The organism is Pantoea sp. M_9 (assembly GCF_008631385.1).
In the GTDB taxonomy this organism is placed as follows: Bacteria; Pseudomonadota; Gammaproteobacteria; order Enterobacterales; family Enterobacteriaceae; genus Pantoea; species Pantoea eucrina.
Window position 1 is genome coordinate 168822 of the sequence record NZ_VWUF01000004.1, and the last position, 15650, is coordinate 184471.

Annotated in this window: 14 protein-coding genes and 1 pseudogene; 12 read left to right on the plus strand and 3 right to left on the minus strand. The window is 54.8% G+C overall.

The features are described 5' to 3' along the window. Positions 1–409: 409 nt before the first annotated feature. The 6 genes from cyoA (at position 410) to F3I15_RS09525 (ending at position 6731) form a co-directional block, all read left to right on the plus strand. Positions 410–1333: a cytochrome o ubiquinol oxidase subunit II gene (cyoA, locus tag F3I15_RS09500; protein ID WP_150017662.1), complete on the plus strand. Its 924-nt coding sequence runs from the start codon at positions 410–412 to the stop codon at positions 1331–1333. A 4-nt stretch (positions 1334–1337) separates the two neighbouring features. Continuing rightward, positions 1338–3320 carry a cytochrome o ubiquinol oxidase subunit I gene (gene cyoB, locus F3I15_RS09505; protein WP_065649951.1) on the plus strand — a complete coding sequence of 661 codons (1983 nt, stop codon included), beginning with the start codon at positions 1338–1340 and terminating at the stop codon, positions 3318–3320. Then, positions 3320–3934 carry a cytochrome o ubiquinol oxidase subunit III gene (locus F3I15_RS09510; protein ID WP_039382980.1) on the plus strand — a complete coding sequence of 205 codons (615 nt, stop codon included), beginning with the start codon at positions 3320–3322 and terminating at the stop codon, positions 3932–3934. Before cyoB ends, F3I15_RS09510 begins: the two co-directional genes overlap by 1 nt. Beyond that, positions 3934–4263: a cytochrome o ubiquinol oxidase subunit IV gene (locus tag F3I15_RS09515; RefSeq protein ID WP_039382979.1), complete on the plus strand. Its 330-nt coding sequence runs from the start codon at positions 3934–3936 to the stop codon at positions 4261–4263. The genes F3I15_RS09510 and F3I15_RS09515 overlap by 1 nt, the downstream gene beginning before the upstream one ends. 13 nt (positions 4264–4276) lie before the next feature. Further along, entirely contained in the window at positions 4277–5164 is an 888-nt protein-coding gene (gene cyoE / locus F3I15_RS09520) for a heme o synthase (RefSeq protein ID WP_039382978.1), read from the plus strand. Positions 5165–5366: 202 nt separating this feature from the next. Then, positions 5367–6731 carry an MFS transporter gene (locus tag F3I15_RS09525; RefSeq protein ID WP_150017664.1) on the plus strand — a complete coding sequence of 455 codons (1365 nt, stop codon included), beginning with the start codon at positions 5367–5369 and terminating at the stop codon, positions 6729–6731. 98 nt (positions 6732–6829) lie between these two features. Here the strand turns inward: F3I15_RS09525 and F3I15_RS09530 are convergent, their stop codons facing one another. Next, positions 6830–7321, minus strand: coding sequence for a YajQ family cyclic di-GMP-binding protein (locus tag F3I15_RS09530; RefSeq protein ID WP_150017666.1), 492 nt, complete (start codon positions 7319–7321; stop codon positions 6830–6832). A 124-nt stretch (positions 7322–7445) separates the two neighbouring features. On the opposite strand from F3I15_RS09530, the gene panE reads away from it, so the two are divergent. Together panE and yajL are read left to right on the plus strand one after the other, a co-directional pair. After that, entirely contained in the window at positions 7446–8366 is a 921-nt protein-coding gene (gene panE / locus F3I15_RS09535; RefSeq protein ID WP_150017668.1) for a 2-dehydropantoate 2-reductase, read from the plus strand. Continuing rightward, complete coding sequence (gene yajL, locus F3I15_RS09540) at positions 8320–8931, plus strand: protein deglycase YajL (RefSeq protein ID WP_150017670.1); 612 nt, start codon at positions 8320–8322, stop codon at positions 8929–8931. The genes panE and yajL overlap by 47 nt, the downstream gene beginning before the upstream one ends. A 488-nt stretch (positions 8932–9419) precedes the next feature. Here the strand turns inward: yajL and thiI are convergent, their stop codons facing one another. Continuing rightward, on the minus strand, positions 9420–10868 hold the full coding sequence (gene thiI / locus F3I15_RS09545) for a tRNA uracil 4-sulfurtransferase ThiI (protein WP_150017672.1): 1449 nt from the start codon (positions 10866–10868) through the stop codon (positions 9420–9422). 234 nt (positions 10869–11102) lie between these two features. Here thiI and xseB point away from each other — a divergent pair, with 234 nt between their 5' ends. From xseB to F3I15_RS09565, 4 genes are all read left to right on the plus strand, one after another. Continuing rightward, on the plus strand, positions 11103–11345 hold the full coding sequence (gene xseB / locus F3I15_RS09550; RefSeq protein WP_039382972.1) for an exodeoxyribonuclease VII small subunit: 243 nt from the start codon (positions 11103–11105) through the stop codon (positions 11343–11345). Next, complete coding sequence (gene ispA, locus F3I15_RS09555; protein WP_150017674.1) at positions 11345–12244, plus strand: (2E,6E)-farnesyl diphosphate synthase; 900 nt, start codon at positions 11345–11347, stop codon at positions 12242–12244. The genes xseB and ispA overlap by 1 nt, the downstream gene beginning before the upstream one ends. A gap of 19 nt (positions 12245–12263) precedes the next feature. Continuing rightward, complete coding sequence (gene dxs, locus F3I15_RS09560) at positions 12264–14129, plus strand: 1-deoxy-D-xylulose-5-phosphate synthase (RefSeq protein ID WP_065649961.1); 1866 nt, start codon at positions 12264–12266, stop codon at positions 14127–14129. A gap of 68 nt (positions 14130–14197) precedes the next feature. Next, positions 14198–15172: an aldo/keto reductase gene (locus F3I15_RS09565; protein WP_150017676.1), complete on the plus strand. Its 975-nt coding sequence runs from the start codon at positions 14198–14200 to the stop codon at positions 15170–15172. A gap of 294 nt (positions 15173–15466) precedes the next feature. Here F3I15_RS09565 and F3I15_RS09570 read toward each other — a convergent pair. Next, a pseudogene (locus tag F3I15_RS09570) lies at positions 15467–15616 on the minus strand (phosphatidylglycerophosphatase A); the annotation flags it as partial. Between the last annotated feature and the right edge of the window lie 34 nt (positions 15617–15650).

The following is a 15650-nucleotide window of genomic DNA, read 5'->3' on the forward strand; positions in this document are numbered from 1 at the left end:
TTTTGTTTAAAAATAGCGCCTGCGAATTCGCGCAAATAGCATTTTTTTCATCGCGAAATAAAAACATTAATTTAACAACATCGGGCGATATTTAAATCCGGTGAGCAATCAGTTTGTGGAAAAATTATCGCTCAAATGATGCATAATTGTTAAATAAGTGAGCATTAAAAGTACGGTTTATGCTTTCCCTGTTTTTTCTGCGGTTTCTGTCATTGCTTTTTGTTATATTGCCGCCAACTGCTTGTCGCGGTTAATAATTTGTCACTCTGCGTAACATCTGTGACTCCCTTAGCAAAAGGTGTCAACACCCTTCTGACACATCCTTAAGCTGGTTTACACTGCATAAACCTTACCGTAAAATGCGCGCACACTTAAACGACAATAGAGCCCTTGTCATTGAGGTCGTTAAATGAGACTCATGAAATACAATAAATGTTTGGGGATTTTGTCATTAATCGCAGGCGCTGTATTACTCAGCGGCTGCGATAGTGCGTTGTTAAATCCCAAGGGACAGATTGCAATGGAGCAACGTTCACTGATTCTGACAGCCTTTGGCTTGATGATGATTGTCGTTATTCCGGCAGTCTTAATGGCTGTTGTGTTTGCCTGGAAATATCGGGCGACCAATACCGAAGCGAAGTACAGCCCTAACTGGTCACACTCTAACAAAGTGGAAGCCGTGGTCTGGACCATTCCGATCCTGATCATCATCTTCCTTGGCGTGCTGACCTGGAAATCAACGCATGCGCTGGAGCCGGCTAAGCCGCTGGTCTCTGACGTCAAGCCTGTTGAGATCGATGTGGTTGCACTGGACTGGAAATGGCTGTTCATTTACCCGGAACAGGGTATTGCCACCGTTAACCAGATTGCCTTCCCGGCAAATACGCCAGTTAACTTCAAAATCACCTCTAACTCCGTGATGAACTCGTTCTTCATTCCTACGCTCGGCAGCCAGATCTACGCCATGGCGGGCATGCAGACCAAACTGCACCTGATCGCCAATGAGCCAGGAACGTTTGACGGTATCTCATCAAACTTCAGTGGTCGCGGTTTCTCTGGCATGAAGTTCAAGGCCATTGCAACTAAAGATGATGCGGAATTCCAGCAGTGGGTTGCCAAAGTTAAAGCGGCACCTAACACGCTGACCACCATGGATGAGTTTGAGAAACTGGCTTCGCCAAGTGAGAATCATCCGGTGGAATATTTCTCAACTGCGAATCCTGAACTCTTCAAGCAGGTTATTGATAAGTTCAAGATGAGCCACGGGAAAATGGACATGTCACACGAAGGCATGGACATGAATCACGCCGCTGCTGCGGGAACCGGGGAATAATACGATGTTCGGAAAATTAACACTGGATGCAGTGCCGTACCATGAGCCTATTATCATGGTTACGGTCGCCGCTATCATCATTGGTGGTCTGGCGCTGGTTGCCGCCCTCACCTATTTTGGTAAGTGGAAGTATCTGTGGTCAGAATGGCTTACCTCCGTTGACCACAAAAAACTGGGTATCATGTATATCATCATGGCATTCGTCATGCTGCTGCGCGGCTTTGCCGATGCAGTAATGATGCGTACCCAACAGGTTATGGCTTCTGCCGGTGAGGCGGGTATTCTGCCTCCGCACCACTACGATCAGATCTTCACCGCTCACGGCGTGATTATGATCTTCTTCGTGGCAATGCCATTTGTTGTAGGTCTGATGAACATCGCGGTTCCGCTGCAAATCGGTGCCCGTGACGTTGCGTTCCCGTTCCTGAACAACCTGAGCTTCTGGTTTACCGCGGTCGGTGTGATCCTGGTGAACATCTCTCTGGGTGTGGGCGAGTTCGCGCAGACTGGCTGGCTGGCTTATCCGCCGCTTTCTGGCGCGGAATATAGTCCTGGCGTCGGGGTCGACTACTGGATCTGGAGTCTCCAGCTTTCAGGGATCGGGACCACGCTGACCGGTATCAACTTCTTCGTGACCATTCTGAAGATGCGTGCGCCGGGCATGGACCTGTTCAAAATGCCGGTCTTTACCTGGGCATCACTCTGCACCAACGTCCTGATCATCGCTGCGTTCCCGGTTCTGACCGTGACGCTGGCACTGTTGACGCTTGATCGTTACCTCGACTTCCATTTCTTTACTAATGATATGGGCGGTAACATGATGATGTACGTCAACCTGATCTGGGTCTGGGGTCACCCGGAAGTGTACATCCTCGTTCTGCCGGTCTTTGGTGTCTTCTCTGAAGTTACCGCGACGTTCTCGAAAAAGCGTCTCTTTGGTTACACCTCACTGGTGTGGGCGACCATCGCCATTACCGTACTGTCGTTCATCGTCTGGCTGCACCACTTCTTCACCATGGGTGCGGGCGCTAACGTTAACGCCTTCTTCGGTATCATGACGATGATCATCGCGATTCCGACCGGGGTGAAAATCTTTAACTGGCTGTTCACCATGTATCAGGGTCGTATTGAGTTTAACTCAGCGATGCTGTGGACCATCGGCTTCCTGGTGACCTTCTCAGTCGGTGGTATGACCGGCGTACTGCTGGCCGTACCGGGCGCAGACTTTGTCCTGCACAACAGCCTGTTCCTGATTGCACACTTCCATAACGTTATTATCGGTGGTGTTGTCTTCGGTTGCATGGCCGGTGTGACCTACTGGTTCCCGAAAGCATTTGGCTTCACGCTGAACGAAACCTGGGGTAAACGCGCCTTCTGGTTCTGGATCATCGGCTTCTTTGTTGCCTTTATGCCGCTGTACGCACTGGGCTTCATGGGTATGACCCGTCGTCTGAGCCAGGATATCGATCCACAGTTCCACTCGCTGCTGGTTGTTGCAGCTGGCGGTGCGGCGCTGATTGCCTGCGGTATTCTGTGCCAGCTGGTTCAGTTCTGGGTATCGGTACGTGACCGCGATCAGAACCGCGATCTGACTGGTGACCCGTGGGGCGGTCGTACGCTGGAGTGGGCAACCTCTTCACCACCACCGTTCTACAACTTTGCTGTTATCCCTCATATCCACGAGCGTGATGCGTTCTGGGAAATGAAAGAGAAAGGCGAAGCGTACAAGCAGCCAGAAAAATATGAAGAAATTCATATGCCGAAAAACAGCGGCGCGGCCATTGTTATCGCTGCATTCGTAACAGTCTTCGGTTTCGCCATGATCTGGCATATCTGGTGGCTGGCGGGTCTCACTTTCCTGGGCACCATCGTGACCTGGATCGTGAAGAGCTTCGATGAGGACGTGGATTACTACGTTCCGGTTGCTGAAATCGAGCAGATCGAGAAGAAGCATTTTGATGACATCAGCAAAGCAGGTCTGAAATAATGTCGACTCAAACCGTAAAACACCACCACGACGCCCATGCGGAGCATGGGCATCACGATGCAGGAGCCAATAAAGTCTTTGGCTTCTGGATCTACCTGATGAGTGACTGCATTATCTTCGCAACGCTGTTTGCGACCTATGCAGTAATGGTCAACAACACTGCCGGTGGCCCGGCAGGTAAAGATATTTTCGAACTGCCGTTTGTGCTGGTTGAAACCGCGCTGCTGCTGCTGAGCTCCATCACTTATGGAATGGCAGTGATTGCGATGAACAACCAGAACAAAGGTTCGGTCATTGGCTGGCTGGCCCTGACCTTCCTGTTCGGTGCCGGATTTATCGGGATGGAAATCTATGAATTCCATCACCTGATCGCGGAAGGCTTCGGTCCAAACCGTAGCGGCTTCCTTTCTGGCTTCTTTACTCTGGTTGGTACGCACGGTCTGCACGTTACCTCTGGTCTGATCTGGATGGCGGTTCTGATGTTCCAGATCGCTAAACGTGGTCTGACTGAGAGCAACCGTACCCGTATCATGTGCCTGAGCCTGTTCTGGCACTTCCTGGATGTGGTGTGGATCTGCGTATTCACCGTTGTCTATCTGATGGGGGCCATGTAATGAGTCATTCTGTAAACGAACATGGTGCATCACACGGTAGCGTGAAGTCTTACATGATCGGCTTCATCCTCTCTATCATCCTGACGGCAATCCCGTTCTGGATGGTAATGGATGGCAGTGCCTCACACGGCACCATCCTGGGTGTGGTTCTGGTGTGTGCAGTGGTTCAGGTGCTGGTGCACCTGGTTTACTTCCTGCATCTGGACAGCAAATCAGAGGGTGGCTGGAACATGGTGGCCATTGTCTTCTCAGCAATCATCATTCTGATTGTTGTGATCGGTTCACTGTGGATTATGTGGAACCTCAACTACAACATGATGGCCCACTAAAGAGTCACGCGTAATGATTAAGCAATACCTGCAAGTAACAAAACCAGGAATTATTTTCGGAAATTTAATTTCTGTCATCGGTGGATTTCTGCTGGCCTCTAAAGGCAGCATCGATTATCCCCTGTTTCTCACCGCGCTGGCTGGCGTGTCGCTGGTGGTCGCATCGGGTTGTGTATTCAACAATGTGATTGACCGCGATATCGACATCAAAATGGAGAGAACGCGGAACCGGGTTCTGGTCAAAGGCCTGATCTCGGCGAAAGTAAGCCTGGTTTATGCCACTGCGTTGGGTATTGCTGGCTTTGCGTTGCTGTATTTCGGCGCCAACCCGCTGGCCATGTGGCTGGCGGTCATGGGCTTCGTGGTCTATGTTGGCGTTTACAGCCTCTATATGAAGCGTCATTCGGTCTATGGAACGCTGATCGGCAGCCTCTCCGGTGCTGCGCCACCGGTGATTGGCTACTGCGCAGTCACCAATGAGTTTGATGCTGGCGCATTAATTTTGCTGGCTATCTTTAGCCTGTGGCAGATGCCGCACTCCTACGCGATTGCCATCTTCCGCTTTAAAGATTACCAGGCCGCCAACATTCCGGTTCTGCCGGTGGTGAAAGGCATCTCTGTGGCGAAAAATCATATTACGCTCTACATTCTGGCGTTTATGATTGCCACGCTGATGCTCTCGCTGGGTGGTTATGCGGGCTACAAATATCTGATCGTGGCTGCGGCGGTCAGCGTCTGGTGGCTGGGTATGGCACTCTCAGGTTACAAAACCTCAAACGATAAAGTCTGGGCGCGTAAACTGTTTGTGTTCTCTATCATCGCCATCACCGCGCTGAGCGTCATGATGTCAGTTGACTTCATGGCTCCCGCATCCAAAGACCTGCTCACTTACGTCTGGTAAGCGGGCACCGTCACTCTGAGAAAGGGCGCGATTTTCGCGCCCTTTCTTTTTGTTACCACTGCTTAAAAACAAATGTTTTACCCGCCCTCCCCTGCTCCCTAAAATGGGCGCTAAATGCCCGAAATAAATCAGTTTGCAGCAACAGAGTGTTACTGGCTGCTGCAGCATGGTGCATGACAGGCAGACACTTACAGAGGTTGGAATGAACGACAATAAAATGACGCCGGTAGAGCTGCGCGCTACATGGGGTTTAGGTACCGTTTTTTCCCTGCGTATGCTCGGAATGTTTATGGTTCTGCCGGTACTTACCACTTACGGCATGGCGTTGCAGGGTGCCAGCGAAACCCTGATTGGTCTGGCAATTGGTATTTATGGTCTGGCACAGGCCATTTTTCAGATCCCGTTCGGGCTGCTCTCCGATCGCATCGGACGCAAGCCGCTGATCGTCGGCGGCCTGCTGCTGTTTGTCCTTGGCAGCGTGATTGCCGCCACGACCACCTCAATCTGGGGCATTATTCTTGGTCGCGCGTTACAGGGCTCCGGCGCTATTGCCGCTGCCGTAATGGCGCTGCTGTCCGATCTCACCCGTGAGCAGAACCGTACTAAAGCGATGGCGTTTATCGGTATCAGTTTTGGCGTGACCTTTGCGATTGCCATGGTGGCCGGGCCCATTGTGACGCACGCGCTGGGGCTGCATGCGCTGTTCTGGATGATTGCGCTGCTGGCAACGCTGGGTATCGTTATTACGCTGCTGGTCGTGCCGAACGCGCGCGGTCACGTGCTGAACCGCGAGTCCGGGATGGTAAAAGGCAGCATTCGCGCCGTGTTGGCCAATCCCAGACTGCTGAAGCTTAATACCGGCATTCTCTGTCTGCACGTGCTGCTGATGTCGAGCTTTGTCGCCCTGCCCGGCCAGTTTGAACTGGCAGGCCTCCCGGCAGCGGAGCACTGGAAAATCTATCTGGTGACCATGCTGGTTGCCTTTGTCGCCGTAGTGCCGGTCATTATCTATGCCGAAGTAAAGCGTCGTATGAAGCGGGTTTTTGTCAGCTGCGTGGCGCTGATTATCATTGCGGAAATCGTTCTCTGGGGAGCAGAGGGTCACTTCTGGACGCTGGTGGCTGGCGTTCAGCTCTTTTTCCTCGCGTTTAACGTAATGGAGGCCATTCTGCCCTCGCTGATCAGCAAAGAGTCACCGGCTGGTTATAAGGGCACCGCCATGGGTATCTACTCCACCAGCCAGTTTCTTGGGGTGGCGATTGGCGGCAGTCTTGGCGGCTGGATTTTTGGTCATATTGATGCGCAGACGGTATTTCTCGTCGGAGCAATTATCGCTGCGGCCTGGCTGTTTGTCGCCATGTCAATGCAGGAACCGCCTTACGTCAGCAGCCTGCGGCTGGTACTGAGCGACGCCGTACTGGCCGTGCCGAATCTGGAAAAACGTCTGAAGGCTCAGCCTGGCGTGGCATCGGTATTTATCGTGCCGGAAGAGAAAAGCGCGTATATCAAAATCGATAGCAAAGTCACGAGCCGCGTTGAGATAGAGGCGCTGCTCGCCAGCTGCTGAATCAGAAGCCCGACCGCTGCGTCGGGCTTTTTTTTACAGCGATCTATCCGGCATGAGGCGCTGACGATCTATCGCTGTACGGCGTGCGCCAGAGAGGATTAATCGCGGAAGTTTTTGAATTGGAATGGCTGTCCGAGGTTGCCACCGCGCACCAGCGCCATCGCGCCCTGCAGATCATCGCGCGATTTGCCGGTCACGCGCAGTTCGTCGCCCTGAATCTGCGTCTGCACCTTAAGCTTGCTGTCTTTAATCAGCTTCACCAGCTTTTTGGCAATGTCGCTTTCAATGCCTTTCTTCAGTTTGGCTTCTACGCTCCAGCTTTTACCGCTGTGTTCAATCTCTTCCGGTACTTCAATCGCAGCGTTTTCAATACCGCGCTTCAGCAGCTTTTCACGCAGAATATCGACAATCTGCTTCACCTGAAAATCGGACTCGGTGGTGATTTTAATTGTCTCGTTCTTCTCATTCAGCTCAACGCTGGCGGTGACATTACGAAAGTCGAAGCGGGTTGAGAGTTCACGGTTGGTGTTTTCTACCGCGTTGCGGACTTCCTGCAGCTCGACTTCGGAAACGATATCGAAAGATGGCATCTTTTCTTCTCCTGATACTAAAGTGACATGCATAATACGCGTCTTGCTGCGCTAATAAAACACGCGGCAGCTCAAAGCTATACTGAGTATGTGATGTGAAAATACCCCGCCAGCAGGAGGCAGAATGAAAATTACCGTGCTGGGTTGCGGCGCGCTGGGGCAGGTCTGGCTGACTGCGCTGGCCCGTCAGGGTCACGACGTACAGGGCTGGCTGCGCGTGCCGCAGCCCTACTGTTCCGTTAACGTCACCGATCTGCAGGGCGAAGTGAGCAATCACACTTTTATCGCCAACGATCCGCTGTTTCTGGCGCGCAGCGACCTGTTACTGGTTACCCTGAAAGCGCCGCAGGTTTCGCCGGCGATTAAAAATCTTCAGAGCGTGCTGCGCGCGGAGATGCCGGTTTTGCTGCTGCACAACGGTATGGGAACGCTGGAGGAGCTGCGCGATTTGACGCAGCCGCTGCTGCGCGGCATCACCACCCATGCGGCGATGCATGACGGGACGGTGATCCGCCACGTGGCGGCTGGCATTACGCATATCGGACCAGTCAGCCGTGACGCCGCGCCGTTGAGCCATCTCGCGGATCTGCTGCACCGGGCATTACCTGACGTTGCCTGGCATGATGATATCGCCTCCGCCTGCTGGCGCAAGCTGGCGGTGAACTGCGTTATTAATCCGCTAACGGTAGAGCATGAGTGCCTGAACGGCGCGCTGCGCGCCTGGCCGGAGCAGATTAATACGCTGTGCGACGAGCTGGCGCTGCTGCTGACGCGTGAAGGTCAGCATATGGACGCAGAGACGTTACGTGCCATCATTTATGACGTTATCGACACGACTGCCGCCAACGTCTCTTCTATGCTGCAGGATATCCGTACGCAGCGACAAACTGAAATCGATTATATTACCGGCTATCTGCTGCGCCGCGCGCGCAGTCAGGGCATTACGCTGCCGGAGAATAGCCGCCTTTATGATCTGGTAAAACGCAAGGAGTCACAATATGAACGCCAGCCCATCCGTACTGGTATGCCTCGCTCATGGCAGTGAAGAGACCGAAGCGGTCACCACCATCGACGTGCTGGTGCGCGGCGGCATTACTGTTACCACTGCCAGCGCAGAGAGTGACGGCACGCGGGAAATTATATGCTCGCGCGGCGTGCGCCTGCTGGCTGATGCCCCCCTGGCAGAAGTGGCAGATAACGATTTCGACGCCGTTGTTCTGCCGGGTGGTCTGAAAGGTGCAGAGACGTTCCGCGACAGTCCGCTGCTGGTGGAAACGGTGCGCCAGTTTCATCTGACAGGAAAAATTGTGGCGGCCATTTGTGCAGCGCCAGGCACGGTACTGGTGCCGCACGATCTCTTTCCGGTCGGGAATATGACCGGCTTTCCGGGTCTGAAAGAGACAATCCCGGATGCGAAATGGATGGAGCGCCGCGTGGTATGGGATCCGCGCGTAAACCTGCTCACCAGCCAGGGGCCGGGTACAGCGTTTGATTTTGCATTAAAGCTGGTGGACCTGCTGCAGGATAGAGAGACCGCACGCGAAGTCGCTTCACAGCTGGTGCTGGCGGCAGGCATTTATAATTATCAGGAGTTCGATGAGCGCGAATAAAGTGCGCCCCTGCGAATTCCGTTGCGCGAAATTAATCCCGGTGTCACCGCAGGGGGCGCATCAATGCGCCCCTCAGTCAAATCAGGTACCGCGCATAAACCCGGACGCCATAAATGGCGCCCCTGGGTCGAATCGGATACCGCACATAAACCAGGGCGCCATAAATGGCGCCCCTACGGAACCAGACGTAGGGGGCGCATTAATGTGCCCCTCAGTCAAATCAGGTACCGCGCATAAACCAGGGCGCCATTAATGGCGCCCCTGCGGAACCAGACGTAGGGGGCGCATTAATGCGCCCCTGGTCGAATCGGGCACCGCGCATAAACCTGGACACCATAAATGGCGCCCCTGCGGAGCCAGACGTAGGGGGCGCATTAATGCGCCCCTGAGCCGAATCGGGCACCGCATATAAATCGGGCGCCATGTATGGCGCCCCAATAAATTCCGGTGATATTCCTGCGGATAATCCCGGTGGCGCCCCTGACGTACTATGGGCGATAAACTTTTACGTTTGTAAAACCCTGCTCATGCAGATAGAGCGCCTGCAGTTTGCTCATCACGCCACGATCGCAATAGAGCAGCCAGGTCCGGTTCTGATCCAGATCGCCAAACTGCGTGCTGAGCTTATAGAACGGCAGCGATTTCACTTCCACGCCGCTGAGATCCAGCGGGGAGGCATCCTGCTCGTCAGCGGCACGGATATCGAGCACCACATCATTAGCGCCAAAAGAGTCCACGGTCTCAACTTCCACCACTTCCTCTTCGGTCTGTTCAGCAATCTCACGGATATCGAGATTAGTCGCTTCCTGCACCACGCGATGGAGAATATCGAAGTTGAAATTCTGCTCTTCCGCTTCAATTTTGCCTTTCACCGCTTTAACCGTCGGGCTCTTTGAGATCACGCCGCAGTATTCCGGCATGGTGCGGGCGAAATCTTCCGTACCGATCTGCCGCGCCACGTTAATAATGTGCTCTTTATCGTGTGAAATCAGCGGACGCAGGATCAGCGTATCGGATGCATTATCGATCAGGCGCAGGTTGGTCAGCGTCTGGCTCGATACCTGGCCCAGCGCTTCGCCGGTCACCAGCGCCTGTACACCGTAGCGCTCAGCAATCATTGACGCGGCGCGAACCATCATGCGCTTCAGCACTACGCCCATCTGTCCGTCATCAACGTTTTCCAGAATCTCACCGACGACCGGCTCAAAATTGATGGCAACAAAGCGCACGCGGTGTGAGCGGCCAAAACGATTCCACAGATAGTGTGCCACCTGACGCACGCCAATCTCATGTGCCGCACCGCCAAGATTAAAGAAGCAGTAGTGCACGCGGCAGCCGCGTCGCATCAGCATGTAACTGGAAACACCGGAATCAAAACCACCGGAGATCAGCGACATCACATCTTCCTGCGTGCCGATTGGAAAGCCACCCAGCCCCTCAAAACGACCGGTAATCAGCAGCAGACGGTCGTCTTCAATCTCCAGATTAACCGTCTCATCCGGCTGCTTCAGTTGTACGCGCGCGCTGGCGATATGCTGATTCAGGCCGCCGCCTACATAGCGTTCCACATCCTGCGAACTGAAGCTGTGGGTGCCGCGACGTTTTACGCGCACGCTAAAGCTTTTATTTTCCAGGCGCTCACGATTCAGCGCCAGCGTCTGCTCAAAGATATCGTGCATATCGGTGTAAGCACGATCTTCAACGGCGAGCACATGATGAATACCGGGAATACGCGTCAGCTCATCCACAATGATTTCACGCAGCGCTTCATTTTTAGCGCGCACTTCAATGTGATCCCAGTGACGCACCACCTTGATATCCTCATTCAGAGAACGCAGGGTATTGCGGATATTGCCGGTAAGAATTTTGATAAAGCGCAGCCGCACCGACTGACTTTTGATGGTGATTTCAGGGAAGAGCTTGATGATAAACTTCATGGCGACACAGCTTCGTTGGGCAAATAAGTGCTAAAATCATCAGCACTTAGCTGGTAAGATCATAATATTGCGGGGATCGCGAGAGCGTCCGCATCCGAGGCGCAAAAGTATACCACCTTTACCGCGTGACTGCTTCTGCTACCGCAATCACATTCAACATTTTGCTTATTATTCCCTGTCGGCTACCATGACCGATTGCACGAAGATGTCCCAAACTGTGAGTCGACACTGATTATGCCGAAAAAAGCCGAAGCGCCTGTGAGTTTTGAAACCGCCCTGCAGCAGCTGGAACAGATTGTGAGCCGGCTGGAAAGCGGCGAACTGCCGCTGGAAGAGGCGCTGAATGAGTTTGAGCGCGGTGTGCAGCTGGCGCGCAGTGGTCAGCAGACGCTGCAGCAGGCTGAACAGCGCGTACAGATCCTGCTGAGCGATGATAAAACGGCCGACCTTACCCCTTTTACGCCGGATAACGACTAATGGATTTTGTCCAGCTACAGCAAACCTATTATGAGCGCGTAAATCAGGCGCTGACACGTTTAATAGATCCACTGCCTTTTCAGAGTTCCCCGCTGGTGAATGCCATGCATTATGGGGCACTATTAGGAGGTAAGCGTCTGCGTCCTTTTCTGGTCTATGCCACCGGTGAAATGCTTAACGCCGACGCAGCCAGCCTTGATGCGCCTGCCGCCGCGACAGAGTGTATTCACGCCTATTCGCTGATTCATGACGATCTGCCGGCGATGGATGATGACGCGCTGCGCCGCGGACAGCCTACCTGTCATATTCGTTATGGTGAAGATACGGCCATTCTGGCGGGCGATGCGCTGCAAACGCTGGCCTTCTCTATCCTGGCTGATGAACCAATGCCGGGCGTCAGTGCGGCAACGCGCGTGAGAATGATCTCTGAACTGGCTCAGGCCAGCGGCGTTGCCGGTATGTGCGGCGGCCAGGCGCTGGATTTAGCGGCCGAAGGCAGACAGATCGATCTGGCGCAGCTTGAGCAGATCCATCGCCATAAAACCGGCGCGCTGATCCGTCTTGCCGTGCGTCTGGGCGCGCTGGCTGCAGGCGAGCCGGCTCGCCTGGCGCTGCCGCTGCTGGACACCTATGCTGATGCTATCGGCCTGGCGTTTCAGGTGCAGGATGACATTCTGGATGTCACCGGCGACACCGCCGTGCTGGGCAAAACCCAGGGCGCCGATCAGGCGCTGGGCAAAAGTACCTACCCGGCCCTGTTAGGGCTTGAGGGCGCGCGTACAAAAGCGCAGGCGCTCTATCAGGAAGCTTTGGGGGCGCTGGAGATCCTCGCCGGTCAGGGCTATGACACAAGCGTATTACAAGCGCTGGCAAGCTTCATAATTGAACGCGATAAATAACTTTCATAATGAGTCTCTGATGAGTTTTGATATTGCAAAATACCCGACACTGGCGTTAGCAGGCACGGTGCAGGAATTACGTTTACTGCCGAAAGAGAAACTTCCGGCCCTGTGCGACGAGCTGCGTCAGTATCTGCTGGATAGCGTCAGCCGCTCATCCGGCCACTTTGCGTCGGGTCTGGGCGTTGTCGAGCTGACCGTCGCATTGCATTACGTCTACAACACCCCGTTTGACCATCTGGTCTGGGACGTAGGCCATCAGGCTTATCCGCATAAAATTCTGACCGGACGCCGCGATCGCATCGGCACCATCCGGCAGAAAAACGGCCTGCATCCGTTTCCATGGCGCGGTGAGAGCGAATATGACGTCCTGAGCGTTGGACACTCTTCTACCTCTATCAGCGCCGGTCTCGGCATGGCGGTGGCCGCCGAACGGGAAGGCAAAGGTCGCCGCACCGCCTGTATCATCGGCGACGGCGCCATTACCGCCGGAATGGCGTTTGAGGCGATGAACCATGCCGGCGATATCAAGCCCGATATGCTGGTGATCCTCAACGACAATGAGATGTCGATCTCGGAGAACGTTGGCGCGCTGAATAACCGCCTGGCGCAGATCCTCTCCGGTAAAACCTATTCGCGCCTGCGCGAAGGCAGCAAGCGCGTGCTGGACGGTCTGCCGCCTATCAAAGAGCTGGTGAAGCGCACCGAAGAGCATCTGAAAGGCATGGTGGTACCCGGCACGCTGTTCGAGGAGCTGGGCTTTAACTACATCGGTCCGGTTGATGGACATGATGTGCTGACGCTGGTCAGCACGCTAAAGAATATGCGCGATCTTAAAGGTCCGCAGTTCCTGCATATCATGACCAAAAAAGGCAAAGGCTATGCCCCTGCCGAGCAGGATCCCATCGCCTGGCATGCCGTACCGAAGTTTGATCCGGCCAGCGGTGCGCTGCCAAAAAGCGTGCCCGGTCTGCCGAGCTACTCGAAGATTTTTGGTGACTGGCTGAGTGAGATCGCCGCTGACGATCCGCGCATGATGGCGGTCACGCCGGCAATGCGTGAAGGATCCGGCATGGTGAGCTACTCGCGCGCCTATCCGCAGCAATATTTTGACGTGGCGATTGCTGAACAGCACGCTGTGACTTTTGCTGCTGGCATGGCGATTGGCGGCTACAAGCCGGTCGTAGCGATTTACTCCACCTTCCTGCAGCGCGCTTACGATCAGGTAATCCACGATGTGGCGATTCAGCAGCTGCCGGTGCTGTTTGCTATCGACCGCGGCGGTATTGTCGGCGCGGATGGTCAGACGCATCAGGGCGCATTTGATATCGCCTATCTGCGCTGCGTGCCCGGCATGGTGATTATGACGCCAAGCGACGAGAATGAGTGTCGCCTGATGCTCTATACCGGTTATCACTATCAGGCGGGCCCGAGCGCGGTGCGCTATCCGCGCGGTACCGGTACCGGTGCCACGCTTGAGCCGCTCACCAGTCTGCCACTGGGCAAAGGGGTGGTGAAGCGTCAGGGTGAAAAGCTGGCGATCCTCAACTTCGGCACGCTGCTGCCGGATGCGCAGGCCGCGGCCGAAGCACTGAACGCCACGCTGGTAGATATGCGCTTTGTGAAACCGCTGGATGAAACCCTGATTCGCGAGCTGGCGCAGAGCCATGAGGCGCTGGTAACGCTGGAAGAAGGTGCCATCATGGGTGGGGCCGGCAGCGGCGTAAATGAGTTTGTGATGGCGAAACGCCTGGCCGTGCCGGTGCTCAACCTTGGCCTGCCGGATGAGTTTATTCCGCAGGGTACTCAGGAAGAGGTGCGTCACGACTATCAGCTGGATGCTGCCGGCATTCAGCAGCAAATCGCGGCCTGGCTCGCGCAGTAACTCCCCTCTTCGCTCCTGCTGCTATGCTTACGGAATCATTTTCCCACGCATAAGAGCAGGAGCTCTCAATGAAAACCGTTCGTTTAGGCCAGACCGATCTCCAGGTATCCCGACTCTGCTTAGGCTGCATGACTTATGGCGATCCGATGCGCGGCAACCACGCCTGGACGCTGCCGGAAGAGAGCAGCCGGCCGCTGATCAAACAGGCGCTGGACGCGGGGATCAACTTTTTTGATACCGCCAACAGCTATTCTGACGGCAGCAGCGAAGAGATCCTCGGACGCGCGCTGAAAGATTTCGCGCGGCGCGATGACGTGGTGGTCGCGACCAAAGTTTACTTCCCGCTCAGCAACCTGTCGCAGGGCCTGTCGCGGCAGAATATTCTGCAGTCGATCGATGACAGCCTGATGCGACTCGGCATGGATCATGTGGATCTGCTGCAGATCCACCGCTGGGACTATGCCACGCCCGTTGAAGAGACGCTGCAGGCGCTGGATGAGGTCGTGAAAGCGGGTAAGGCGCGCTATATCGGCGCCTCTTCCATGCACGCCTCTCAGTTTGCTCAGGCACTGCAGCTGCAGCAAGATCATGGCTGGGCGCGCTTTGTCAGCATGCAGGATCAGTACAATCTGATCCAGCGCGAAGAGGAGAAAGAGATGCACCCGCTCTGTCAGCGTGAGGGCATCGCCGTGCTGCCGTGGAGCCCGCTGGCGCGCGGCAAACTGACGCGCCCCTGGGGGGAAACCACCGCGCGATCGGTCTCTGATAATGTGATGGAGAAGCTTTATACCGGCACCGAAGAGAACGACGCCGCGATTGCAGAGCGACTGGCTACCATTGCTGCGGAGAAAAAGGTGACGCGCGCGCAGGTCGCGCTGGCATGGCTGCTGCATAAACCCGTCGTGACTGCCCCTATCATCGGCGCTTCACGTGAGCAGCAGTTTGCCGAGCTGGTCAAAGCAGTTGACGTTGAATTGAGTGCGGAAGATATCGCCGAGCTGGAGATGGTCTATCAGCCGCATCCGGCTGTAGGGTATGAGTAAGCAATTGATATCCGCATAAACCAGGGCGGCACAAATGCCGCCCCTACATCATAATTTGTAGGGGGCGCATTCATGCGCCCCTGGCCGCGTCATATACCGTATCGATGCACCTGAACCCAGGGCGGCATAAATGCCGCCCCTGCAAAAACATAACGTAGGGGGCGCATTCATGCGTCCCTGGCCGAATCATGTATCGCAGTTATACGTATCGATGCGCCTGAAACCAGGGCGGCATAAATGCCGCCCCTACAAAAACATAACGTAGGGGGCGCATTCATGCGCCCCTGGCCACCCCTACAGCAGCAGGCCGGCGCCGTATAATACGGCTGCGGAGACCACGCCGGCGATGATATCGTCGACCATAATGCCCATTCCGCCATGAACGTTCTTGTCGAACCAGCGAATAGGCCACGGTTTCCAGATATCAAAAATCCGGAAGATGACAAGGCCAGCNCCAGGGCGGCATAAATGCCGCCCC

Bases quoted from the DNA above. Each gene is read 5' to 3' on its own strand.
- cyoA (WP_150017662.1), top strand. From the start codon at position 410: ATGAGACTCATGAAATACAATAAATGTTTGGGGATTTTGTCATTAATC.
- cyoB (WP_065649951.1), top strand. From the start codon at position 1,338: ATGTTCGGAAAATTAACACTGGATGCAGTGCCGTACCATGAGCCTATT.
- F3I15_RS09510 (WP_039382980.1), top strand. From the start codon at position 3,320: ATGTCGACTCAAACCGTAAAACACCACCACGACGCCCATGCGGAGCAT.
- F3I15_RS09515 (WP_039382979.1), top strand. From the start codon at position 3,934: ATGAGTCATTCTGTAAACGAACATGGTGCATCACACGGTAGCGTGAAG.
- cyoE (WP_039382978.1), top strand. From the start codon at position 4,277: ATGATTAAGCAATACCTGCAAGTAACAAAACCAGGAATTATTTTCGGA.
- F3I15_RS09525 (WP_150017664.1), top strand. From the start codon at position 5,367: ATGAACGACAATAAAATGACGCCGGTAGAGCTGCGCGCTACATGGGGT.
- F3I15_RS09530 (WP_150017666.1), bottom strand. From the start codon at position 7,321: ATGCCATCTTTCGATATCGTTTCCGAAGTCGAGCTGCAGGAAGTCCGC.
- panE (WP_150017668.1), top strand. From the start codon at position 7,446: ATGAAAATTACCGTGCTGGGTTGCGGCGCGCTGGGGCAGGTCTGGCTG.
- yajL (WP_150017670.1), top strand. From the start codon at position 8,320: ATGAACGCCAGCCCATCCGTACTGGTATGCCTCGCTCATGGCAGTGAA.
- thiI (WP_150017672.1), bottom strand. From the start codon at position 10,868: ATGAAGTTTATCATCAAGCTCTTCCCTGAAATCACCATCAAAAGTCAG.
- xseB (WP_039382972.1), top strand. From the start codon at position 11,103: ATGCCGAAAAAAGCCGAAGCGCCTGTGAGTTTTGAAACCGCCCTGCAG.
- ispA (WP_150017674.1), top strand. From the start codon at position 11,345: ATGGATTTTGTCCAGCTACAGCAAACCTATTATGAGCGCGTAAATCAG.
- dxs (WP_065649961.1), top strand. From the start codon at position 12,264: ATGAGTTTTGATATTGCAAAATACCCGACACTGGCGTTAGCAGGCACG.
- F3I15_RS09565 (WP_150017676.1), top strand. From the start codon at position 14,198: ATGAAAACCGTTCGTTTAGGCCAGACCGATCTCCAGGTATCCCGACTC.